Raw genomic sequence first — 22,918 nt, 5'->3', positions numbered from 1 at the left:
ACAGTGCAAACGATTTTCACGCATCGATTGCAACGCCTAATTGCTGCGAAATTTCAATGAGTTGAGATTCAGAATCTAACTTGATTGACCATTTGCACTCCGCACCGTTCGCCACCAAAACATTGGCGCCACGACCAATCAGTTGAACAGCATCGACCTGAGCGTTTAAAGTGACACTGTGACTACCTTGCAACCTCACAACGACTTCATGTGGCGTGACGATGATTTTACCGTGGCTAAATTCGATCACCATGTTAAACGCCACGCTCTTTGTGCTGTTTAACAGCAATGGTCAAACGGCTGGTGCAGACCAATCTCTCACGTTCATCTGTAATGGTGATTTGCCACACTTGCGTTGATACACCGAGATGGATTGGTGTCGCCGTGCCAATCACATAACCACTACGCATCGGGCGAATATGGTTGGCATTAATATCAAGCCCAACACAATAAGAACCGGCAGCCACGCAAAAATTGGCCGCTAAAGAGCCGAGTGTTTCAGCAAGCACCACCGATGCGCCACCATGTAACATCCCGAGTGGTTGATGAGTAAAACTGCAAACCGGCATGGTTGCAGTCAGAGAGTTTTCGGTAAACCCGGTGTATTCGATTTGTAAGTGTTCAATAAGCGTATTTTTTGAGGTTGCGTTTAGGGTCGCTAAATCGATCGGTTTTTTCCAAATGCTCATTCTTTTGCCAGATTTTCGTTACAATTGGCGCTAGTATATACCCAAAATTATCGATATGGAGATTGTTATGTCATCGTGGTTGAAAGCTTCTGCACTCATCGCCGTTGCTGGGCTTACTGCTTGCACTTCTTCCCCTACTGGGCGTAATCAACTGCTGATGTTTTCAGATAGTGAGATGTCCACGCTCGGTGCGAACTCTTTTGAGCAGATGAAAAAAGAGATTCCGATCAGCCAAAACAAAGCGACCAATCAATATGTTCAATGTGTTGCGAAAGCGATTACCGACACCATTCCCCCTCAGCCCGGTTTCAAAGAGTGGGAAGTGGTGGTATTTGATAGTGACCAAGTGAACGCTTTTGCCCTGCCAGGGGGAAAAATTGGCGTTTATACTGGCTTGTTGAATGTTGCGGTTAACCAAGACCAACTGGCGACGGTCATTGGCCATGAAGTGGCACACGTACTCGCAGAACACAGCAATGAACGTCTCTCTCAAAGTCAGCTTGCCAATGCCGGATTGCAGTTGGCCAACGTTGCCATCGGTGCGTCTGAGTATAAGCAGTATCAACAAATTACCATGGCGGCTCTGGGGGTTGGTGTGCAATATGGGGTAATTTTACCTTACGGCCGCACCCAAGAATCCGAAGCCGATATTGTCGGCCTAGAATACATGGCAAAAGCAGGATTCGATCCAAAACAGAGTGTAGAACTGTGGAAAAACATGGCGAAAGCCTCAGGCGGAAACCAACCTCCCGAGCTACTTTCAACTCACCCATCCCACAGTACGCGCATCAAAGATTTGCAGGACAAAGCCAGTAAATTGCCCGTTTACCAAGGTAAATCTCCGAGCTGTAAAGCTTAAACATAAAGAGCTCCGTGAAGGAGCTCTTTATTATTGGAAATACGACACTTTTTCTAGAGGCAAGGGATTGGCTAGGAGCCAAGAATCAATAGCGGTAAACGCATCAAATCATCGCCCGTTGCCGCAAAATACCAGATGATCGAAACAAAACCCGCCACAGACATAAGATACCAAGCAAACGCAAAGCACTGACCATAACGCGTCAGAGGAAGAAGATGGCTATGATGTCGGCCACGCCATTCCATCACAATCTCTAACATCCCCATAATGAGCAGAAAACCAAACAGAGTTAAACCTAATGCATAGGAAAGATACACACCCGCAGCCGCGGTGAGTACGCCGCCAACGAGCCCCACCCAACTGTTCATCGAAAACGTGATGCTTTTGAGAATATGCCCACCATCTAATGGGAGAATGGGCAGTAAGTTAAACAAGTTTAATAAGGCGTTAAACACCGCTAGCGCTGCGAAAAAAGCCTCGCCCGTCAGCCAATAGGTCACCACCAGAATTACGCTGAGGATCAGACCAAAGAACGGCCCCATAATGGAAATTACCACATCCTGCCAACGGGTATTTATTTTATCGTCGCTGAGCGCCATACCGCCAAAAAACGGAATTAGGTAAAACCCTTTGGTTTGCATGCCAAAGTACTTCATTGCACGAACATGGCCATATTCGTGAATCACCAAACAAGCAATCAACGCCAGCGCAAACTGGAATGAAAACAGCCATGAATAAGCAGCCAAACTCATTGAAGCAAGGGCAACTTTGATGATCTTGGCACTTTTAAGTGCTTTCATACCCAGAGAAATTAAGCCAATCAGGCTAAAACGGCGCTCTTCTTGACGTGGTTGCACGGGCACTTGCTGCTCGATGTCTTTTTCGTTTCGACTCCCCTGCGCCACAAGCTGATCATTGACACCGCATTGGTAGTCCAATTGAAATGGTTGCCACGTTAAATGACCTTTGAGCTGACAGTTTAGCGTCTCTTCGCCCGCCATAAGGTGAAACTCATGAACAAACTGCCCTTGTTGTCCGTGCGTTGCATCACGCTGAGAAACCAGAGTGTTGTCCCAAAAAAGCTGCTGCCAACCTGCCATTGAGCCTTCAAGTCTCAACGAGCGCCCAAGAAATTCGATATTTAATAATTCCAACGTTTACTCGGCTATCCAAATAGACAAAGGCCCCATTATGCCTGTGCACAATGGGGGTTAAAAGCGCCCTTCTTCTGAACAGCGCACAATTTGAACAGATAGCACGCAATTTTCCCATAAAATAATCAAAATGTTTCTGGTCAAACCATTCATTGAAAAAATATCTCCATAATACATCGCCTTACAGATACAGACTTGATCTATGCATCAAATTTACTGTTTAAAAAGCACACTAACTTTGACACTTTCGCTTACATTAAATTAACATCCATGTTACATAATAGAATTAATACTCAACTCAATAAGTCGAGTTGCATAACAAACAACAATTACAAGGACATCTGTCCACAATCACACACCCTAGGAGGGTCAAGGATGAACAAGAAGAACTGCTCTCTGCTGACAATATCGATATTGTTTGCCTGCCATGCCAACGCCGCTGGTTTCCAAGTAGCGGAACATTCAGCGTCTGGTCTTGGTCGAGCGTTTTCCGGTGAAGGGGCTGTTGCTGACAACGCTTCGGTACTGGCGAGAAACCCAGCCGCGATGACACTATTTGAAAACGCACAGTTTTCTGGTGCCCTGTCTATCGTTGATCCAGAGGTCAATGTCTACGATAAAACGAATGGTGAACAATCTGATGATGTTGCGCCTTTGCAACTTGTTCCAGCGGCCTATTACATCAGCCCTATCAATGAGAAGTGGGCATGGGGTATTGGTATGTTTACCAACTACGGTGTGGCGACTGACTACCCAGACGACATTTCGGCTGGCGACATGGCTGGTGATACCGCATTGGTTTCAGTGGGGATCAACCCCAATATCGCCTATCGCGTTAATGAAGCGTTGAGCGTAGGCGCCGGTGTGAATTTTGTTTATGCGCACGCAGAGTTGACTCGTCACAAGGGTTCTCTCGCGCCTCTGTTTGGATCGACCGATAAATCTGAAAACCTGATCGGGATGACTGGCACGACCTTTGGTTACGGCTGGAACGTTGGCGCACTCTACGAACTCAGTGAAAAAACACGCTTTGGTTTGGGTTATCGTTCTAAAGTCGATCTGGATTTCGATGATGGTGAGTTCAGCAGCTACGACTCAGGCATCGCCACGGCCCCTAAAGTCGATGGCCGTTTACAGATCAGCCTACCTTCCATCATTGAAGTCTCGGCATACCATGAATTTAACGAACAATGGGCGATGCACGCCGGTTGGCAACAAACCGAATGGAGCACATTCACCGAGCTAAAGGCAACGTCTCCACAGTGTAACGATGGTACCGCTGGTCAATGTTTCTATAAACCAGAGCATTACGAAAACAACAATCGTTATTCACTTGGTGCAACCTATCAAATGAACGAAAGCTGGACTCTTCGCGCAGGCTTAGCATTTGATGAACAAGCCGGTGAAGCAACCCTCAGCATTCCTGACAGCGACCGTTTCTGGTACAGCGCAGGCCTAACTTACTTGATGAGCGATAACATGACGATCGACGCGGGCTTTGCACTGGTTAAGAGCCGTTCTGGTTCATTCAAAGAAACCAACGCAGCAGATGAAGTGCTTGAATTCGAAGCAGAAGGCACGGCCTACATCAGCGCGATTCAAATGAACTACACCTTTAAGTAATTAGGATTGATGGAGTATAACGATGAAACATACCTTTAAATTATCGCTACTATGTTCAGCAATCCTACTTGCGGGTTGTGGTGACAACACAGAAAGCTCAGGCACGACAGGTTCAGTGACTTTTGAACCAAGCGTTCAAGAATTGTTGGGGCGCGAGACAAGCATTAACTTCAATCTAAAAGGCACCTCGGCTTCGGTTCCACTACCGTCTTATGTGTTAATGGACACCACAGACGGCACTCTTGGCATTCCAACGAATGGTGATGACGCTTTAACCAATCCACGCGCGGCAATGAACACTATGGATGGTTGGTCAACATCAATGCCCATTGTTCTTCCATTTGAAGGAGCGGGATTTAATGAAGGAATACTTACATCTGGTGTAAGTGTTATAAAACTCAATCAACGGTTAACAGATTGGGATGGGCAGTCGAATCCAATTGATAAGGTTTTAGCGATCAACACAGACTTCGTTGTTCAAACCAAAGGAAACTCGTTGTTCATTGTCTTTACAGATTCTCTTAACGAGTCGAGCGAGTATGTTTTCTCGGTATCAGACACCGTGTTGGATAAAAATGGTAACTCGGTTGGTACATCCACAAGTTATGCAACGGCAAAATCAACACAGGTTGTTTATGAGTCCGGCAGCTTAGCCTCCGTACAAAAAATTACCAAAGCGACAGAAGGCATTCTTGGTATGGCAGGCGTGATTCCATCGGATATCGTCTACTCATCTTGGTTTAGTACACAGTCTATTGGCGATACTTTAGCCGCCGTAAAGGGCGTAACCGCAACTGGTTTTTCAACAGGGCCAAACACGCTAAACACCGTCTATAAAAATGACTCAAATCCTGGGGCAGTAGACCTAACTACAGCCTACACACTAACATTTGGCGCCACTAAAGATTTCTCTACTGCACTAAGTGAAGACGGTGATTTTGACAAATATATAGCCGAAGGTGATGCAACAGCAATTGCAACACTAAAAGGTGGCATCAACTTCTTGTATGGCCAATCTGGTGCTCAGGTGGACGTCACCTCTGGCACAGCAAGGCTTCCTTATTATCTTGAAACGGGTGCTAACTGGAATTCACAACCTTTTGTTTCGGCCATGCCAAGCTTAGCAAAACTGAGTGCCGCGCTAAAAATCCCAGCTGAAGCCGCCAACATTCAACAGCAACTTTCAACAGGCGATTTTGCCAATGATCCTGTTGATCTAGCCAACTTAGCTACAAGCCCAACAGAACAGTTGAAATTGGTTGGCTCAAAAATTACTTTGTTAGATGGCTCGCAACTGGACTCAGAGCGAATCATTACTCGATACTCTCCTGTGCCAAAGGTGAAATCGTTGCAAGAGGTTGAGTTTCTTTTATTTACACCCAACGCCCAAACGCCGAGCGATGTTGTTATCTATCAGCATGGTATTACCACTGCAAAAGAAAATGCTTATGCGTTTGTCTTTAACTTAGTCAAAGAAGGGGTTGCAGTTTTAGCTATCGACTTACCTATTCACGGCACTCGCAGCTTAGATGACCAACGTTCTGCCAATGCTAACGTACTGGCGTATTTGAATCTCACTAATTTACCTGTCGCACGTGACAACGTCCGTCAAAGCATCCTTGATGTGCTTGGTCTTCGTGCAAGTTTAGTGATTTCTGCAAAAGGTGGCTTGCTTGCTAGCAGCCCACTTTCTGGATTTAACCCTGCTGCTGGTTCTAAAGTACGTATGCTTGGGCACTCTTTAGGCGGTATTGTCGGTACCTCTGCAGTTGCTACAGCGAACCAAACACTTGGCAGCCCAACTGCCGACGTTTTATATACGTTTAGTGCAGCGTCTATCCAAAACTCCGGTGGTCAAATTGCTAATTTACTTTTGGGTTCAGAAAAGTTTGGACCGATTATTAAGCACCAATTAACGCTGGCTTCTACAGATCCAAGCTTCCCTAGCTACAAAGAATCTTGCGGCAGCATCACTGACGAACAAGAAATCGTGGTTTGTTATAACAAGTTTGTTAATAACGTAGATAACCGTAGTGAAGCACTTAAGATGTCGGGCGTATTCAGCAGCTTTGCATACGCAGCACAAACGGTATTGGATACAATCGACCCATTTACCAATGTGGCAGGTTTGAGTTACACGGGCGCAACTATGCCTAGTTTCTATTTTGGAATGGTTGATGGGGACAAGACCGTACCCAATAATGTTGCTAACGCAAAATTTGCAGGAACAATTCCACTTGCGACGAAACTTAACTTAACTGTTGTAGACGCATCTAATCCGACAGCGAGCACGGCAACAAGTTTTGTACAGTTTAACTCTGGTGCTGGCCATGTATCTTTTGTAACTCCAAACTCAACGCAGAGCGATCTGAATCATCATTTGGAAATGCAAAAACAAACGGCTGACTTCTTGAAAGACGATGCACTTTCCACAGTTACCGATGCGAGCGTGTTGAAGTAAAATCTTTAATTGCTATATAAAATGCCGACCTAGTGTCGGCATTTTTTGTTATTAATTGAGTGAGTGAGCGCTATTCCGGTTGGAGTTTTGTAAATTCTCAGTTGAATTAGCTTAAGACCCTTTTAATTCTCAGGATAAAGTGGATAATACCGCCTCAAGTTAATACTACTAAGGTGAGTTCTTATGTCTATCGAAGCAACTCTGCTGGATCGTTGCCAGTCTAAATGTGAATTGTGTTCTTCTGAATCTTCGCTTACTGCTTATGCAGTGCCGCCTCACGGTCACGTGACCGTTGACACAGCTATCATGGTTTGTGAAAAGTGCCTAGGTGAAATCGATGAACCAAAAGACATTAATCACTGGCGCTGCCTTACTGACAGCATGTGGAGCCAGGTTCCTGCGGTACAAGTGACTGCATGGCGCCAATTGACTCGCCTAAACTCTGAAAGCTGGGCTTTGGACGCTCTTGACATGATGTACATGGAAGAAGAGATCAAGACTTGGGCTATGAAAGGAATGTCTGCGGACGACAAAACCGTTGACTGTAACGGCGCTGAACTTAAAAAAGGCGACGATGTTACGGTTATCAAAGATCTGCCAATCAAAGGCACTAACCAAGTTATCAAACAAGGTACCGTTATCCGTGGCATTAGCCTAAGTGACGATCCTAAATTGGTTTCAGGTAAAGTGAATGGCGGCCAATCGATGTACGTTATTGCGGAATACTGCCGTAAAAAGTAATGTCTCGCTAACGCTAAATGATCTTGGGTGTTCGAATGAACACCCATTTTTTTATCCCATGAACGTGACGCGTTTAATCAGTCCGTTTTCCACTTCGTAAACTGCAACCACCTTAATGCTGCGATTTATTTCCTGACTTGCCAAATCTGAAGATTCCGCCAACTCATGGTCGACCAAATATTGCTCATGCACAATGCGTTTTAACGAGGTCGCGCGTAAATACGTTAATCCACCAAACTTCTCGCCATAACGTTTGATCAAAGTCTCCCTGCCGGAATAAAGCAACCCTTTTGAAAAATGGGCAATTTCAACCTCTGGGTGATACGTGGCTGCAAAAGCCTCAATATCGCGGTGGTTGTATGCTTCAAGCTGTCGCTCAACAATATCAATGGTTTGCCGTTCTTGTTCTGTGTACATCAGTTGTCCTTTCTAACGTTGTCAATGTGTTCGCTACTGCCTAAAACCCCAAACACTGTCGATCAATTTAATCATCAATTCTTTTGATACCCCTGATTCATCCAGCTCAGGCAGATATTCAACAAAGTCCGCCCCAACAAATTTTGGATGAGCCGCTACGGTTCTCACCAGATACAACGCTTCTCGAGCGGACAACCCGCCGACATTTGGTGTGGCACAAGCTCGAAATTGCGCCCCGTCCAACGCATCATAATCAAAGCTCAAGTAGATGTGGTCATAATGGCGATCAAGATGGCTGAGCAGCGTATCAACGATAGTGTGAATCCCCTTCTGCTCAATCATATCCATTGAATAGTGGGAGATTTGCCATTGGGTCATCAATTGTTGTTCCACTGGCATTAAATCCCTTACACCAATCAAGTAAACATCGCTGGGCGATAAGCTGGATGATGTTTCGATCTGCCAGCCATTATGTGGATATTGGTTCATCAGTAGCGCGATGGGCTTGCCATGAAGATTACTTGCCAATTGGTTGTTGCAATCGGCATGCGCGTCAACCCAAATCACCGCAACTCGCTTCTCTTGCTGGTGTTGATAGAAATTGAGCGTAGCCTGAACCGAACCTACCGCAATCGAGTGATCGCCGCCAATCGTAATCGGTACCCGACCCTGCTGATAGCTTTCGATCAATCTCTGTTGTAATTCGTTGCTATACAGAGCCAAGGCTTGCTCTTTGTTACCGGATGCCAGCATGTTGAGCACATCGGAAGAGACGACAACATCCCCGCAATCTTTGATATCCGCATCCCAGCGATCGTTGCGAATTGCCATCCACTGAGATAAGCCTTGCCCTGTTTTTTCATCGCATTGGCGAAATTGCTCTACAGGGTTCTGATTGGTAACAAAACAACCAAGTTGATTGAATGGTGCACCAATGATGTCGTAGCAACGTGCCCTTGGCGTGACTTGTGTTTGGTAAGAAACTTGATAACAGCGTTTTGCCGAGCGTGTCACCTCGGCCCAAGCTGAAGTGGCTGTGCGTCGTTGATGCTCATCGAATGCAAACTGACAGGTGAATGTTTCCTCGACGTGAAACAAGCACAGATTCACGGGATCTTGGCTTACACAAAACGTTAAGCAACCCGCCTCCTTGCGTGTGAGTTCCATGTGTAGAGGCAGTGCCTGTATCACCTTCTCTAGGTCGGCTTCATTAACAATTATGTGACCCTGTAATGAAATCATTCTCCACCCTGTCCTTCCTTCATCCTTTAACAGACTGAATTAGTAGCACATTCTCTAAAAGAGTCGACAAGAACATTCTCTTATCGGAGAACAATGAGAGTCAGATCCACCTTGCCCACGTGTTTAAAAGGCGATGCAAAAATATGACCGTTCTGGATGGCGCATTCTTTTTTCGCTTCTAGTAACTAGCGATTCGACAGCCACTTGGATTTCGGTCCAAATACGTTGATCAAAGCGCCTATTACAATCAATGAACCTCCCAACAACGTCCAAATTGAGGGAACCTCATTAAACAATACGACACCTAACAAGGCGGAAAAAACGATCTGTACGTAAGAATAAGCAGAGGCATTACCCGCTGTTTGAGTTTGCATCGCTTTGGTGAGACCAAACTGGCCAATTTGAGTGAAAATGCCCACCAAAATCAGCACCAAAATTAGGGCGACATCGGGCACGACAAAGTCATCACCAATGAGCATGGCTGACACTGGCAGTGCGACTAAAGGAAAATAGAAAATGATTACAGAGCTGTCTTCTGTACGGCTCAGCTTCCTAACAATCACGTAGGCAATCGAACTGCCAAACGCACCCAATAGCGCAATACCCACACTCAACATCGGCAATTCACCGACACCCGATGCATCAAAGCTTGGGTAAACCATGGTGAATACCCCTAACAAGCAAAGCACGATACAAGCAAGGGTTGCCGGCTGTACTCGCTCCTTCAAAAACAGTACCGCCAATAGCGCAGTGAAAACAGGGTGTACATACTGAAGAATGGTCGCTTCCGCTAAAGGCAACGCCGTCACCGCATAATAGACACACATCAATGCCAGCGTGCCCACCGCACCACGAGCAAACAACCAGCGTTTGTTGTTCCCCCAAACCGATATTCCTTTTCGTTTAACATCCAGATAGCTGATGATTAGTGAAACCAAGGCACGGGCCGCGACAATTTCAAACAAAGGAATACCGTGCACACTCACGTACTTAACACTGGCAGACATTAGAGCGAAGCCCAAAGCCGATAGAATCATGTAGCGGACGCCAAGGGGAAACGCTGACTTCAAATTTGATAACATAGGAAAACAGATGTGGGAGAAACAGGAACACTCACTCTACCACAGCGAGAAATTTCGAGTAAGAGCGGGATGCCCTAGCATTACGTATGAATGTAATTCTTTTTTGTAAACAAAAAGCCGGCATAAATGCCGGCTTTCAACTTTTGATTAGACTTAGCGGTACATACCGATGTCTTTTTGTAGATGCACTGGTAGCTCATCTGCGTAGTAGTTACTCTGAGTCGAGTTGTCTACAAAAAGAATGTCCAATAGGTGAGCAATCAATCCTTTGAAGTTAACCGAATAGGTTTTCTTATCCATAGAGGTTGGTAAAGCTACAGAACTCATTTGCATTGCTTGTGCCATGATTGCCTCTCTTAAATCTTTCAACGTACTTCGTTTCGATGGATGAATCTTAGTGCTTTTTTTTGTGCTCAAAAAATGACTATTTTTCTACATTCGGATTACATTTTCTAATGAAACAAGGCCATAACAAATTAAAATAGTAAACAATACGCAATGATGCATAATTATGCAAAACCAAACCACCCTGCTTGCATATTCATCATTTTGGAGCGTTCAATCAAGACCGTGGGTCACAATTTGTTTACATAATTTATTTTCATTGGCGGTAGTGACTTTATAAATCCGCATTATTTGTATTAGATATTTTCAGGCTTTTCTCATTCATTGCGATGTCCTTTTTGTTGGCAATAACAGAGGCAACAACGGCCGTTGTCATCACAATAAGTAAGAATGAGAGCGACCAAATGGTCGGAATTTCATACGCCGTGCCCACCAGCAGCATTTTGACCCCAATAAACATCATAATCACAGCCAAAGCTGGCTTTAAATAGATGAACTTATCGATCATGGCTTGCAGTACAAAATAGAGTGAACGTAAGCCCAACAGCGCAAACACGTTAGCAGCCAACACCAAAAACGGCTCACGAGTGACAGCAAAAATTGCGGGAATGGAGTCTAGCGCAAACATCACATCCATAACGGCAATCACTCCGATTACAATCAACATCGGAGTTGCCCACCACTGACCGTTTTCTCGGGCGAATACCGCATTGCCGTGGTAATCGTTTGTGACGTTGAAAAAGCGTCTGATCATCTTTTCTGGCATTGGACTTAGTGCTTCTTCTTCCTCTTTATCTCGTGCGAGCTGAATCCCTGTCCAGATGAGGAAAGCGGCAAACAAGTAAAGAATCCAATGGTATTGAGCCAGCAACTGAGCGCCTACCGCAATCATCAGGGCACGTAACACTAACGCGCCAATCACCCCCCAGAGCAAAGCGCGGGGTCTAAGTGATTCGGGGACTTTGTATTGGGCAAAGATGATGGCAAACACGAACAGGTTATCCACACTCAACGATTTTTCGAGCAAATAACCAGTAATGAACGCCGTCGTTGCTTCTTGGTGGGTGTACAAGCTGTCTGGCGCGTAGAAATCCCAGAAATGGAAGATGGTGGCCGCAAATAGAAACGCGAGCAAAAACCAGAATAGGCTCCAGCCCACCGCTTTCTTCATTGAAATGGCACCGCCACGCGTTTGCCAAATATCGAGGCAAACCATCGCAATGGTGAGCAGCGCAAAACTGCCATACATGAGATCAGTATTGGACATTAAAGATGACGAGGTGTCGAATAGGGACATAATTTCCTCCAATGCGGAAGAAAACCCAATCGTCCGAGCCCTTCCGCATACATGACAAATCGGCACAGAATCGTTCCTAATTCTGTACTGTGTATGAATGCGTTGGTCTCGTTGAAGTGAACTGGAATGCTTTCTCTGTTTCTATTGATGGCAAAGAAACAAAGAGAGGATAACTCACCTTTATTTGCCGGAAAGGCTTTGGCCTAACGAGATGACGACAAATAAACTTACGCTAACTACTCCCCAAACGTTCGATATTGTAATCCCACAAAACTTCCAAGACTAATGCCAAGCGCAAGTTTGGGTAATTTTGACATTATCCTGACAAAAGAAAGGAGCGCAAAAGCGCTCCTTGACTCTTTCTTAGGTGGCTCACACCCCATTTAGCGGCACAAGATAAACAAGTGTTGACCAAATTGCGATCCACCCAACCACCACCGCGGTATCCATCCAATCTTTCCACATAAGCGCTCCCCCGCTGTTACGCCAAAGAAGCTGAGCAAAGTTTATACCAAGTTTGATGAACTAGACGTGGCGAGCACGATCTTGTTGATTTAACACGTTCGGCAAATCTGATAGATACTCGATGAAACAGTCTGCCATGGATAAATTACTCACCCAGCCTTCCCCTTTCATTTGGCGTATCGCTTCGTAGCCTTCTTTTCCTTTCATCGTATAAGCAGATGAACAACCTCGATACCACTGTAGCGGAGTAACAGGCTGCCAACGCCCATCTAGACAAATTTGCAACGCTTCGATGCGGCTGCCTGCTGGGTTTTGTGGACAATAGCGATAGCTTAATCCGTAAGTGTACGGGTAACTGCCCGAACCGGTTCCTTCTACACCATTATTGGTCGCGTTGTTGATTGCTCCTTCTAATGCGGCGGCAATCGTCTTCCCCTGAACGTCATAACAACCAATAGGAACGGCAAAAGGCAGTAATTTGCCAGCCACATCGGCGACCGAAACATCGCCCGAGTTTAGTGAGTTTCTTACCCCTCCGGCGTTATGAATGGCAAATTGAACCTGACGTTGACGTTTGTTTAACGCATGAACAAATGACGCCGCGACCATTGGCGCCAGTTCACTAGGGCCGACTTCATCTGGAATACGAACGTGGCGAAGTGCGCGATCGGTATGCGCGATAATCGTCTTTTGCAGCTCGCGCACTCGCGGAATGTATTTATTCTGCATAAGATACTGAATGTCAGGATCTTTCTTGCACACGACAACATTACATTGCCCATCAATAAAATCGGCGGCCTGAGTATACCAATCCTCATCACTTTGCTGATTCAGTCCGGGGTCTAAGAACATGCGTCGACCAATCAACAACTCATTGCGCCCAACAAAGCGCTTTACACTGCCATCGGCGGCAAACTCAATTTCACAATGCCCCATGGTGAGTGCATGAAACCCTGCCTGAACAACATAGGTATCGTTAATTTTTAAACCATAGTCGTCGTCTTTACTCAGACCAATCGCACTAAAGTCACCCTGTAACCTATGACTGTGTCCACCAACAATCAAAGCGATACCCGATACTTTGCTGGCAAGCTCTATGTCACCCTCATAGCCTAAGTGACTGAGTAAAATGATTTTATTAATGCCTTGTGATTGCAATAAGCGCACAGTGGCCGTTGCGGTTTCAACCGCATTCTCAAAAGGCGTGTCAGGATCTGGGTTAGCAATGTCTGCCATTTTATCCAGTGATAAGCCAAACAGCGCGACTGGCTCACCGTGAATTTCTTTGATGATATAGCTGGCCGCACGCGTTTCTGTATCAAAGCTTCGAATATTGTCGGCATCACTGATTTTTAGCGTTTTCTCATCACTCTCCGCGCTGAGATTCCAGTTTCCTGCTAGCAATGGGAAATCAATCCGACGGACAAACTGCGCCACAGGCTCATTGCCCATATCTAACTCGTGGTTCCCCAAAGCCATGGCATCAATACCCATTGAGTTGAGCAGATCGGCATTGGCTTTTCCTTTGAACAAAGAAAAGTAGAGCGTTCCTTGGAAACAATCTCCCGCATGGACAAATAGAAATCCTTTATTTTGTCGCTCTGCTTCTTGCTTGATTTGTTGCGCGCGGGTCGCAATGCGGGCGAAACCACCAGCACTGACGTAAGGCTCGATTTGCGCATCATGGAGTTGGATTTTGAGTTGTAATGACGTTGGCTCAAAGTAGGAATGAGTGTCATTGATGTGTGCCAGTTTCAGCGTGACTGGCTTATTCGTTTTTATCATAGTCACCTTCTCTTTCTTCATCCCTTTATACTTAGAGCAGAATGATGACAGAATCGTGAATTTTATGAAACTTTTATGCAAAGAAATCATCGCGAGTGCGTAAAGCATCACAGCTAACTTTCTCTATTTGCTCAACAAATCATCAGTCAAATGAAAAGTGTGACACCATAACAAACAGTCTGTTTAATTTTGTCATATTCTTTCTATAAGCGCCTTTCACTTTACATTCAAATAATTACGGCGCGCATGGAGGAGAGTTATGCTTTTAGAACGAATTGAAATCTCCGGTTTTCGTGGCATACGGCGGTTGTCTCTTTCTTTTGATGAGCTCACTACCCTGATTGGTGAAAACACTTGGGGCAAATCGTCACTTTTAGACGCGCTTTCCGTCGCTCTTCCGACAGACGCTGAGTTATACCAATTCAAGATGTCTGATTTTCACGTCGATTATTCCATCTCACATCCTCAAACACAGCATCTACAAATTGTGCTCTGCTTCCGTTCTACCGATAGACATGAGACAAAAGCAGGACGTTACCGACGCCTTAAGCCTATTTGGTGTCAAGACGACAATGGGGATCATCGAATTTTCTACCGCATTAGTGCGACCCGAGAAGGTTACGACATCACGACGCACTATGCATTTTTAAATAACGACGGTTCAACCAAAGCGCTTCATCATTCCGAAAAGATCGCACAAGAGCTCATGTCTCTGCATCCGGTCATTCGCTTGCGAGATTCACGTCGATTCCCCGAAATTACCAATGCTTCAAATGGTAAAAATGCCCGCATTGAAAAACGGATTGATAACACCTGTCGTCGCTTGTTAGCAATACCGGGCCATGTAAACAAAGGCGAGATGCGCAGCAGTTTAAACTCCATGCATTCGTTGGTCGATCACTATTTTTCTTTTAAAAGCCCGACCCGTAATGACCCACGTAAGCCACGCGATGGCCTGTTTTATAACGCGACGTCTGCAGACAAAAATCTAAGTCAATTCATTAAGGAAACCAACAACAAGCAAACACGTTTGTTGTTGATGGGATTGTTAAATGCCTATTTGCAAGCCAAGGGCCCAAGTGATTTACGTCGCTGCGCTCGTCCTATCTTGATCATTGAAGATCCTGAAGGCCGACTCCATCCAACGCACTTGGCTCGCGCATGGAGCTTGTTGCAAATGTTGCCCATGCAAAAAATCCTCACCACCAACAGCGGCGCATTGCTGGGTTCTGTTCCACTCTACTCCATTCGCCGTCTCATCCGTCAGTCCGATAAAACGGTTGCCAAAAGCATCCAACCACAGCGTTTCAGTGTGGATGAGTTGCGTCGAATCGGTTTCCACATTCGTTTCCATCGTTCTGGGGCTCTTTTCGCTCGTTGCTGGTTGTTAGTAGAAGGTGAAACGGAAGTTTGGCTGTTCAATGAACTGGCCAACCAATGTGGATACAACTTGGCGGCAGAAGGCGTACAAATTATCGAGTTTGCACAATCCGGATTACGCTCACTGATCAAAGTGGCGAAAGCGATGGGAATCGATTGGCATGTGGTGACAGATGGCGATGCAGCAGGCAAGAAATACGCTGCAACGGTGAAAAGCATGCTCGGACACGATCAAGAACGTCATCGACTTACTGAGTTGCCCGATCACGACATAGAACATTTTTTATATAATCATGGCTTTGATAAATTCTTTAAGGATCTCATCAAAATTCCTTATGAACATCCTATTCCTGCCAAAAAGGTCGTGAACAAGGTACTTAAGAAACACGCTAAACCCGATCTGGCCTTGTCGATTGTTTCCCACTGTGAAGAAAACGGCATTGAGTGTATCCCTGTATTACTGCGCTGGACACTAAAGCGCATTGTGACCATGGCCAATGGCAACACCTAATCCATGCTTTGACGGTGTGTTATCAGCGAACAACACACCAAGGGCACAACAACGGTGATAGAGAGAGTGGCTGAAACAAAAGCGGAAATAAAAAAAGCGCATCAAACGATGCGCTTGTACCAAATATCATAAATTTTGATAGCGAATACAAAGCGGGATTCAAACTCAGCATTCTAGATACAAATAAGATCGGGGGGCTACCTCATGCTTGTCGAGCAAGCTGTGCAGCGGATGATTTCTGGTGTAACCACAAACCAGAGGCCTTCATCAAGTACCCAAACACACCGCCTAATAACAGAGATGGCACAACTAGCTGCCAATTGCCATCTGCTGCAAACGTTGCACAAGAGCCGATGAAAGTACCTGGAATATAGGCCAACCACGTTTGTTTCGCTTGAATACACATCGCAAATGCCACCAAGGCTGTAATGACATAACCTAGAATTTCTAGGCCAGCATAGGTAGAACCGTAAATGATCACCATCGCCCAAAAAACACCAGACATATTTGTCAGCAAGCTTTCCGCTAGCCCTTTCAACCCAGAATTAGGTGAAGCGAAGTAGCTGGTACAACCCAGAAAGCCAGCCCATGATAAGAGGCCAAGTGAGATGGCAATCCATCCCCATAATCCAGACAAAATACCAGTGGTTAGTGATATAGCGACTAATGTACTCATTGTTTGCAACCCAAACTTGTTGGAGCGGCCTGTGCCTACTCACAGATCAATCAGGCAATGAATACTAGGCGAAATTTCGTCACACATACACGACAGCGATCACATATATAGTTGCAATAACTAAACTGTTGCACGTAAAACATGACGCAACCGTTAAATCAACAGATTTAGAAAATAACCCAACTTCGCTTTTCACTTATAAAACTGATGGTTTTCCTTTCATCATTCTCAATCCCTCACGCTTAATGCATTCTACTAGCGGGTTTTCAGCCATATCTGCTCGCCATATAAAAGAGAGCGTTCGCTCCATATGGAGGTCCGGAACATTCAGTGCGACCAACCTCCCCGCCTCAATATGGCGTTCTACGTCAAGATAAGGCAAGCAAGTCAAATAGGAACCATTTTCCACCAGGCTTCTGAGTACCGGAACGTGCTCGTATTCACGCCACACATCAAGATCTTCGACCAAGTGGTGAATCGAGCTATCAAAAATTTTGCGCGTACCTGAGCCATGTTCTCGTAATACCCATCGCGCTTGTTCGAGCTGCGCCAAACTCACGGTTTCACGTTTGGCAAAAGGATGATTTGCTGAAGCAACGACGGTTAAATGGTCACGGCACCAGACTTCTTGATGTAGACGGTTGTCATCACAGCGCCCTTCTATAATCCCTAGGTCATAGCGGTAATCCAGCACGCCTTCAATAACCCCATTGGTACTCTTCACCCCGAGAGAAATACGCATCTCAGGAAAGTCATTATCAATTATGCTGATGAGGTCTGGCACAAGGTGTTCTGCAGGAGTCTGACTCGCCCCTAGACGAATCTCTCCGCTCAGTAAATGTTGCTCGTAGAAGCCCATTTCTATTTGTTGGGCATCTTGGAGTAATCGCTTCGCTTTTGGCCTTAACCACATCCCCCAATGGGTTAAAGCCATTTGTTTTCCTTGTCGCTCAAACAAAGGCCTTCCCAACATCTTCTCTAATTGTGCAAGAGACATACTGGTTGCCGATTGAGTTAAAGCGAGTTTGTCAGCCGCTTGGCTCACACTTCCTGTATCAGCGACCGCATCAAAAACGGCCAACTGTTTTAACGAATAACGCAAGTTTTGTTCCCCTAATTACTACAGCAATACATCAAATTGATGAGCAATGGGTTTCATTTTACGCCTCTCTTTTGGCATATCAAATAATTTGATGAGAAAACTAAAAATTATCAATTTTACCTGTAGAGACTCAAACGCTTAATCTGATTGTGCGGTTCGGGAACACCGCACTCACTAACAACGTCAGGGCTTTCAACATAACCAAGAACAACATTAAGGAGTATCAATGAACTCAGATAAAAGGAGTCAACATGTCAGTGGCTACCTCTGAAAACACACAATACTTTTCACCCAAAGAAATGATGGCAGAAGCCGAGAAATTTGCCCTTAGTAAAGCCAATAAAACCAGCGCCATGACGTTAGGTTTGGCGATTATGGCTGGCGCTTTTATCGGTCTCGCGTTTCTTTTCTACATCACGGTGACAACGGGTAGTGCCAATGCGGGATGGGGTCTTAGCCGCTTCGCTGGCGGTTTGGCTTTCAGTATGGGCTTAATTCTGATCGTCATCTGCGGGGGGGAGCTGTTTACCAGTTCAGTATTGTCGAGTATTTCGTGGGCAAACAAACAAATCAGCTTTACGAAAATGCTGTCAATCTGGGGCAAGGTTTATATCGGTAACTTTATCGGCGCGATGTTTCTTTTGCTTCTGGTAACAGGTGCTGGTTTATACCAAATGGATGGCGGTCAATGGGGTTTGAATGCGTTGAACATCGCTCAACACAAACTTCACCACACGACGATTCAAGCATTCTCTTTAGGGGTGCTATGTAACTTGTTGGTTTGTCTTGCTATTTGGTTAACGTTCAGCTCAGCCAACGCAATGACGAAAGCCGTAATGACCATGTTGCCGGTCGCCATGTTTGTCAGCAGCGGTTTTGAGCACTGTGTCGCCAACATGTTTATGGTGCCACTAGGAATCGTGATTGCCAACTTTGCCCCTGACGCTTTTTGGGCGCAAGTCGGCGTGAATGCAAGCCAATATGCGGATCTCAATGTTGGTCACTTTATTACTGCCAACCTTATTCCCGTGACTTTGGGCAATATCGTCGGCGGCGCTGTATTAGTCGGCTTAGCGAACTGGTGTATCTACCGTCGCCCAGAACTAAAAGCAGCAAAAATCAGCACAATTACACAAACAACACATATTACGTCAGTTAAGGAATTTACTATGAAAAACGCAGCAGTAGTTAGAGACATCATGGATGCACAACCAGTGGTACTAGGCGTAGAAATGCCAATCGCAACCGCACTTGATACTCTTTTAGACAATCATATTATCAGTGCGCCAGTGGTTGATATTGAAGGTCGTCTTGTCGGCTTCCTCTCTGCACACGATGTCATGGTTGATCTTTGGTGCCAAGATTACCTACCAAGCACTGGCCAAAAAGTTGTGGATTTGATGAGCCGTGACGTGGTGGCGATTGATGTCAACGACCGACTAGTCGACGTGGTGGAATTCTTGTGTATCGATAAAGAGCAGCTATACCCAACGTCTAGCATGGGCATCGCTACTCGCATGACGTCACTGTCACTTGAAGAGCGCGCGAAAAGCATGAAAGTGAACAAGCCCCATGTTCTGCCTGTGCTAGAAAATGGCAAGTTCGCAGGTGTTGTGTCTCGTCAAGAAGTACTGAACGCATTGCGTCCAATTTATGGTGAGCGTCTGAATCTCGTTGAAACGCGTCAGTTAGAAACGGCGTAACGAAAACAATAAACAACATGGCTTAAATAAGCAGAAAGCCTCCATTGGAGGCTTTCTTATTGATCTTTCTTATTTCATTCGCAACGTAATCTCATGCGAAGAAATTACTTCTTAATGCCTTCTACGTGCAATTCCATATCAACGTAGCTTGAAGTCCCCATCACTGGGATATTGAAATCAGCAAGCTCTAGGCGAGTCGTACCGATAAAGCCCGCACGTTGACCACCCCAAGGGTCTTGACCCTCGCCAACAAACTCAGCAGCAATAGTAATAGGCTTTGTTACACCGTGCAGCGTCAAATCCCCCATCACATCCAGTTTACCATCACCTTTATCCATCACTTTGGTGCTAGTAAACGTGGCGGTATTGAATTTGCCTGCATCAATAAAATCGCCACTACGAATGTGCTTATCACGCTCAGCATGGTTAGAATCCAAGCTACGAGTATCAACTACCACGTTTACTTTTGACGCAGCAATGTTGTTTTGATCGTAAGAAAAGTCACCAGAGAAGGTATTAAAACGACCTTTAATAAAGCTATAACCAAGATGGCTCACTTTAAAGTTAATAGACGCGTGCGCCCCTTTGGTATCAATAACGTAATCAGCAGCGTTTGCAGCAAACGGCACTGCCATCATCAACGCTAAACCTGTCGCAATAACTGACTTTCTCATGTTCGAGCTCCTATCATTTTTCTTAATGTATTGTCCTTGTCGACAAAGTGATGTTTTAAAGCGGCAAGTGCATGGAGTGCAGCAAGGCCGATTAATGCCCAAGCAACATAAAAGTGAATCGCTCCCGCTATATCAGACTGATTAGCGAACAACTCACCGGCTGCTGGGACGGTAAACCAATTAAATACTTCTATTCCACGTCCATCAGACGTCGAAATTAAATAACCAGAGATAAACAGCACCATCAGTAATAAATAGATCGTGTGATGCGCTGCTTTTGCGGCGATGACTTCGGCTTTTTTACCTTCGATGGCCGGTGATGGCTTCACCAACTTCCATACCAAACGAAACAAAGTCAAAGCAAGTAGCAAGACTCCGACAGATTTATGCCAATTCGGTGCAATGCGATACCACTCACTGTAATACGACAAATCCACCATCCACAAACCGACGGCAAACATACCAACGATGACCGCAGCCGATACCCAATGAATCAGCCGAGCAATGGCGTTGTACTGCGTCACATGATTTTCCATCGTTTTATCCAACCTTATAGACAATAGAGAATGAGAATAGGTAGCAGTACGCAATATAACCTTTCCCCTACAAAGTGAGTAAGATTATTTACCAAGTTTTACAAACGGGCTACCTACGGCGGTGGAACAACTTGTTCGAAAAAATTGAAGGAACTTTTCATTATTTGTTCTTCGTTGACCCATCTGCCCTTTTAGCGCCTTGTCTCAAATCAATTCAGTTATTGAAACAATCAGTCAGCATTGAGGAAGGTAAAAATATGATGTTTTGATCAAGAACTTGTAAGCGAATGTTAGTTGCCTGTTTTTAAACATGCTAACCTCAAAAACGTGATGACTGTTTCGATTTCTATAAGGACATATCTTGCTACTCGACCTTGTGATTAAAAGCGTCAACAACTTTCAGGACGATTGTTTAAAACTGTGTGAAAAGCACTATCCCGCCGTACATAACCAAGGTATGAGTGAGCACCACTTAGGATTGGCTTTTGCGCGCCGCATGCAGAACACGTTTAAGCAATTTGCTCATGAAAGCGTGATTGAGCCGCTGGAAAAGTGGATGTGGGCGAGTTGCCACACCAATACCGGGTAACATCAGAAATCGGCACGGTTTGGGTGTTATCTCACCATATGGTCAGCGCGGGCAAAACATGCCGAGACAATTTATTGGCCGATGTCACTGAATGGCAAAGTGAGTACGGGTTTGCAATACAACCCAATGATTTATTGTTCCTTATCGGTGATCACTGGATCAGCCGTAGTAAAACAAGCCGTGAACTTCTTTATTGGTGGATGGGTGAGCTACCGGACCAAATCAACGAGTACAGTGAACAAGGAATTTCGCTCTACACCAGTGATTCACAGCTGACTCAATCATTGGAAAGCCGTTTCAACATTTCTCCTTGTTACCTAAAGTTTGGCCACCCGCTAAGGCGCTCAGGGAACAAACAGATGGTGCGTAAATATGTTCAATTTTACGCAGTACTCCAGTGGTAAATCGATCTAACTGCGCAAATTACCCCCAAGTTTTAACGCTTATGCAACACAAAATTTGAGCTGCTTCGACAATTATAAGTTTGGCATGCAACTTTACTTGATAAGCAAAACAAGCGCGGGTTAGATATTAACTTTAGAAGTATTAATTAGGGTCAGTTGACCTAAAGGTTCATTGAACCAAAGTATGTGGCTGTGCATCCATTAGAAAGTTAGACAAAGATTTGACTCAGCACAGAACACTGTTTTTCGCATGGTAGGAACAAGGAGCTGTTCTACCACTAATTCGAGCCGTAAGATGAACACGTTAACTGCAGAGAAGCTGAACGAGTATATATTTTCTGAGCAGGGTGGACAGTTTGTTTCACGCTATAAGGAAATGACACTTCGAAGTGTTTTTCAGCCAATTTACAAAAAAGACCTGACTGTTGTGGGCCTTGAAGCACTGGTCCGAATCCAGTGTGATGACGGAAGTATTATCCGTCCCGACCATTTTTTTCATTCCGATGAGATCTCACCAATCGATAAGCTCAACGTTGAACGTTTGAGCCGCATCATGCACATACGCAATTTTGCTCAATCCAGTTATCGAGATAAGAAACTCTTTCTCAATGTGTTACCGCATGCGGTTGAAAGACTGGCATTAGAAGAGCTGAGCTACCATTTTTTGCTAAAAACCATCCGAGAAGTCGATCTTTGCCCAGAGCAAATTGTCATGGAACTGATTGAAATCAAAGTGAACTGTGAGCAAGAGCTTCAATGCGCGACTCGCTCTTTGAGTAAAAACGGCTTTTGGTGGGCCATTGACGACTTTGGCATTGCGGCCTCCACTCAGGAGCGCACACGCAATATACTGCCCAACATCATTAAGCTTGACCGCTCTTTGCTTCAGCGCTACGAAGAAGGCGATACCAACTTGCTGTTATGCGCATTGGCTTTTGCCCGAGAAATGGAATCGCTAACCGTGATTGAAGGGATTGAAACCGAGCAGCAGCTTAGCCTAATGAAATTGTTGAATCTGGATATGTACCAAGGTTACTTTTTGGCGATGCCGCAATCACTTGAAGAAGAACCCGCGTTTTCTTTGGCCTCCTTTGGCTAGGGCTAGTAATAAAACAGGTCGGAATGGTGTGCCCGTTCCGACCTAACTCTTTGTTCTCTAACTTTTGTGCTTTAACTTAAGCGG

The 22,918-nt window shown here is 45.2% G+C and carries 20 protein-coding genes and 1 pseudogene; 8 read left to right on the top strand and 13 right to left on the bottom strand.

Annotated features, from left to right (window positions below):
• Positions 1-16: 16 nt before the first annotated feature.
• Both CIK04_RS18675 and CIK04_RS18670 read right to left on the bottom strand, forming a co-directional pair.
• Positions 17-253, bottom strand: a complete 237-nt coding sequence (locus CIK04_RS18675; protein WP_026130863.1) for a DUF3389 domain-containing protein — start codon at positions 251-253, stop codon at positions 17-19.
• Between the two features lies 1 nt (position 254).
• Positions 255-689 carry a hotdog fold thioesterase gene (locus tag CIK04_RS18670; RefSeq protein ID WP_011081222.1) on the bottom strand — a complete coding sequence of 145 codons (435 nt, stop codon included), beginning with the start codon at positions 687-689 and terminating at the stop codon, positions 255-257.
• 55 nt (positions 690-744) lie between these two features.
• Between CIK04_RS18670 and CIK04_RS18665 the strand changes: the two genes are divergently transcribed.
• Entirely contained in the window at positions 745-1,548 is an 804-nt protein-coding gene (locus CIK04_RS18665) for a M48 family metallopeptidase (RefSeq protein ID WP_017790897.1), read from the top strand.
• A 71-nt stretch (positions 1,549-1,619) separates the two neighbouring features.
• Here CIK04_RS18665 and CIK04_RS18660 read toward each other — a convergent pair whose 3' ends face one another.
• Positions 1,620-2,702 carry a site-2 protease family protein gene (locus tag CIK04_RS18660; RefSeq protein ID WP_038941029.1) on the bottom strand — a complete coding sequence of 361 codons (1,083 nt, stop codon included), beginning with the start codon at positions 2,700-2,702 and terminating at the stop codon, positions 1,620-1,622.
• A 375-nt stretch (positions 2,703-3,077) separates the two neighbouring features.
• Here CIK04_RS18660 and CIK04_RS18655 point away from each other — a divergent pair, with 375 nt between their 5' ends.
• The 3 genes from CIK04_RS18655 (at position 3,078) to CIK04_RS18645 (ending at position 7,527) form a co-directional block, all read left to right on the top strand.
• A complete protein-coding gene (locus CIK04_RS18655) occupies positions 3,078-4,325 on the top strand; it encodes a porin (RefSeq protein WP_011081219.1) in 1,248 nt (415 codons plus the stop codon).
• 22 nt (positions 4,326-4,347) lie between these two features.
• Positions 4,348-6,786 carry a VolA/Pla-1 family phospholipase gene (locus CIK04_RS18650; RefSeq protein WP_097352654.1) on the top strand — a complete coding sequence of 813 codons (2,439 nt, stop codon included), beginning with the start codon at positions 4,348-4,350 and terminating at the stop codon, positions 6,784-6,786.
• A gap of 183 nt (positions 6,787-6,969) precedes the next feature.
• Complete coding sequence (locus CIK04_RS18645; RefSeq protein ID WP_017422863.1) at positions 6,970-7,527, top strand: PhnA domain-containing protein; 558 nt, start codon at positions 6,970-6,972, stop codon at positions 7,525-7,527.
• Positions 7,528-7,578: 51 nt separating this feature from the next.
• On the opposite strand, the gene CIK04_RS18640 is transcribed toward CIK04_RS18645, so the two are convergent.
• The 6 genes from CIK04_RS18640 to CIK04_RS18615 form a co-directional block, all read right to left on the bottom strand.
• The gene (locus tag CIK04_RS18640; protein WP_097352653.1) at positions 7,579-7,944 is read right to left on the bottom strand and encodes a nuclear transport factor 2 family protein; all 366 of its coding nucleotides are present in this window, start codon (positions 7,942-7,944) and stop codon (positions 7,579-7,581) included.
• Positions 7,945-7,977: 33 nt separating this feature from the next.
• Positions 7,978-9,111: an arginase family protein gene (locus CIK04_RS18635; RefSeq protein WP_097352669.1), complete on the bottom strand. Its 1,134-nt coding sequence runs from the start codon at positions 9,109-9,111 to the stop codon at positions 7,978-7,980.
• A gap of 260 nt (positions 9,112-9,371) precedes the next feature.
• On the bottom strand, positions 9,372-10,268 hold the full coding sequence (locus CIK04_RS18630; protein ID WP_039538014.1) for a DMT family transporter: 897 nt from the start codon (positions 10,266-10,268) through the stop codon (positions 9,372-9,374).
• Between the two features lie 153 nt (positions 10,269-10,421).
• Positions 10,422-10,613 carry a hypothetical protein gene (locus CIK04_RS18625; protein WP_038941024.1) on the bottom strand — a complete coding sequence of 64 codons (192 nt, stop codon included), beginning with the start codon at positions 10,611-10,613 and terminating at the stop codon, positions 10,422-10,424.
• 274 nt (positions 10,614-10,887) lie between these two features.
• Positions 10,888-11,910, bottom strand: a complete 1,023-nt coding sequence (locus CIK04_RS18620; protein ID WP_097352652.1) for a TerC/Alx family metal homeostasis membrane protein — start codon at positions 11,908-11,910, stop codon at positions 10,888-10,890.
• Positions 11,911-12,435: 525 nt separating this feature from the next.
• The gene (locus CIK04_RS18615; RefSeq protein ID WP_176463372.1) at positions 12,436-14,181 is read right to left on the bottom strand and encodes a bifunctional UDP-sugar hydrolase/5'-nucleotidase; all 1,746 of its coding nucleotides are present in this window, start codon (positions 14,179-14,181) and stop codon (positions 12,436-12,438) included.
• A 238-nt stretch (positions 14,182-14,419) separates the two neighbouring features.
• Here CIK04_RS18615 and CIK04_RS18610 point away from each other — a divergent pair, with 238 nt between their 5' ends.
• Positions 14,420-16,051 carry an ATP-dependent endonuclease gene (locus CIK04_RS18610; protein WP_097352650.1) on the top strand — a complete coding sequence of 544 codons (1,632 nt, stop codon included), beginning with the start codon at positions 14,420-14,422 and terminating at the stop codon, positions 16,049-16,051.
• Between the two features lie 202 nt (positions 16,052-16,253).
• Here CIK04_RS18610 and CIK04_RS18605 read toward each other — a convergent pair whose 3' ends face one another.
• The gene (locus CIK04_RS18605) at positions 16,254-16,727 is read right to left on the bottom strand and encodes a DUF1097 domain-containing protein (protein WP_026050850.1); all 474 of its coding nucleotides are present in this window, start codon (positions 16,725-16,727) and stop codon (positions 16,254-16,256) included.
• A 196-nt stretch (positions 16,728-16,923) separates the two neighbouring features.
• On the bottom strand, positions 16,924-17,829 hold the full coding sequence (locus tag CIK04_RS18600; protein WP_011081208.1) for a LysR substrate-binding domain-containing protein: 906 nt from the start codon (positions 17,827-17,829) through the stop codon (positions 16,924-16,926).
• Between the two features lie 251 nt (positions 17,830-18,080).
• On the opposite strand from CIK04_RS18600, the gene focA reads away from it, so the two are divergent.
• Positions 18,081-19,532, top strand: coding sequence for a formate transporter FocA (focA, locus tag CIK04_RS18595; protein WP_017422873.1), 1,452 nt, complete (start codon positions 18,081-18,083; stop codon positions 19,530-19,532).
• 104 nt (positions 19,533-19,636) lie between these two features.
• Here the strand turns inward: focA and CIK04_RS18590 are convergent, their stop codons facing one another.
• Together CIK04_RS18590 and CIK04_RS18585 are read right to left on the bottom strand one after the other, a co-directional pair.
• Positions 19,637-20,206, bottom strand: coding sequence for a YceI family protein (locus CIK04_RS18590; protein WP_038941020.1), 570 nt, complete (start codon positions 20,204-20,206; stop codon positions 19,637-19,639).
• Complete coding sequence (locus tag CIK04_RS18585; RefSeq protein WP_017422875.1) at positions 20,203-20,742, bottom strand: cytochrome b; 540 nt, start codon at positions 20,740-20,742, stop codon at positions 20,203-20,205. Before CIK04_RS18585 ends, CIK04_RS18590 begins: the two co-directional genes overlap by 4 nt.
• 361 nt (positions 20,743-21,103) lie before the next feature.
• Between CIK04_RS18585 and CIK04_RS18580 the strand changes: the two are divergent.
• Positions 21,104-21,735, top strand: a pseudogene (locus CIK04_RS18580) (hypothetical protein).
• Positions 21,736-22,030: 295 nt separating this feature from the next.
• Positions 22,031-22,834: an EAL domain-containing protein gene (locus CIK04_RS18575; protein WP_011081203.1), complete on the top strand. Its 804-nt coding sequence runs from the start codon at positions 22,031-22,033 to the stop codon at positions 22,832-22,834.
• Positions 22,835-22,918 lie beyond the last annotated feature (84 nt).

The sequence above is a fragment of the Vibrio sp. 03_296 genome (genome assembly GCF_002265885.1).
This window is presented reverse-complemented; position numbering and strand designations above follow the sequence as displayed.

Bases quoted from the DNA above. Each gene is read 5' to 3' on its own strand.
- CIK04_RS18675 (WP_026130863.1), bottom strand. From the start codon at position 253: ATGGTGATCGAATTTAGCCACGGTAAAATCATCGTCACGCCACATGAA.
- CIK04_RS18670 (WP_011081222.1), bottom strand. From the start codon at position 689: ATGAGCATTTGGAAAAAACCGATCGATTTAGCGACCCTAAACGCAACC.
- CIK04_RS18665 (WP_017790897.1), top strand. From the start codon at position 745: ATGGAGATTGTTATGTCATCGTGGTTGAAAGCTTCTGCACTCATCGCC.
- CIK04_RS18655 (WP_011081219.1), top strand. From the start codon at position 3,078: ATGAACAAGAAGAACTGCTCTCTGCTGACAATATCGATATTGTTTGCC.
- CIK04_RS18650 (WP_097352654.1), top strand. From the start codon at position 4,348: ATGAAACATACCTTTAAATTATCGCTACTATGTTCAGCAATCCTACTT.
- CIK04_RS18645 (WP_017422863.1), top strand. From the start codon at position 6,970: ATGTCTATCGAAGCAACTCTGCTGGATCGTTGCCAGTCTAAATGTGAA.
- CIK04_RS18640 (WP_097352653.1), bottom strand. From the start codon at position 7,944: ATGTACACAGAACAAGAACGGCAAACCATTGATATTGTTGAGCGACAG.
- CIK04_RS18635 (WP_097352669.1), bottom strand. From the start codon at position 9,111: ATGGAACTCACACGCAAGGAGGCGGGTTGCTTAACGTTTTGTGTAAGC.
- CIK04_RS18630 (WP_039538014.1), bottom strand. From the start codon at position 10,268: ATGTTATCAAATTTGAAGTCAGCGTTTCCCCTTGGCGTCCGCTACATG.
- CIK04_RS18625 (WP_038941024.1), bottom strand. From the start codon at position 10,613: ATGGCACAAGCAATGCAAATGAGTTCTGTAGCTTTACCAACCTCTATG.
- CIK04_RS18620 (WP_097352652.1), bottom strand. From the start codon at position 11,910: ATGTCCCTATTCGACACCTCGTCATCTTTAATGTCCAATACTGATCTC.
- CIK04_RS18615 (WP_176463372.1), bottom strand. From the start codon at position 14,181: ATGAAGAAAGAGAAGGTGACTATGATAAAAACGAATAAGCCAGTCACG.
- CIK04_RS18610 (WP_097352650.1), top strand. From the start codon at position 14,420: ATGCTTTTAGAACGAATTGAAATCTCCGGTTTTCGTGGCATACGGCGG.
- CIK04_RS18605 (WP_026050850.1), bottom strand. From the start codon at position 16,727: ATGAGTACATTAGTCGCTATATCACTAACCACTGGTATTTTGTCTGGA.
- focA (WP_017422873.1), top strand. From the start codon at position 18,081: ATGTCAGTGGCTACCTCTGAAAACACACAATACTTTTCACCCAAAGAA.
- CIK04_RS18590 (WP_038941020.1), bottom strand. From the start codon at position 20,206: ATGAGAAAGTCAGTTATTGCGACAGGTTTAGCGTTGATGATGGCAGTG.
- CIK04_RS18585 (WP_017422875.1), bottom strand. From the start codon at position 20,742: ATGGAAAATCATGTGACGCAGTACAACGCCATTGCTCGGCTGATTCAT.
- CIK04_RS18575 (WP_011081203.1), top strand. From the start codon at position 22,031: ATGAACACGTTAACTGCAGAGAAGCTGAACGAGTATATATTTTCTGAG.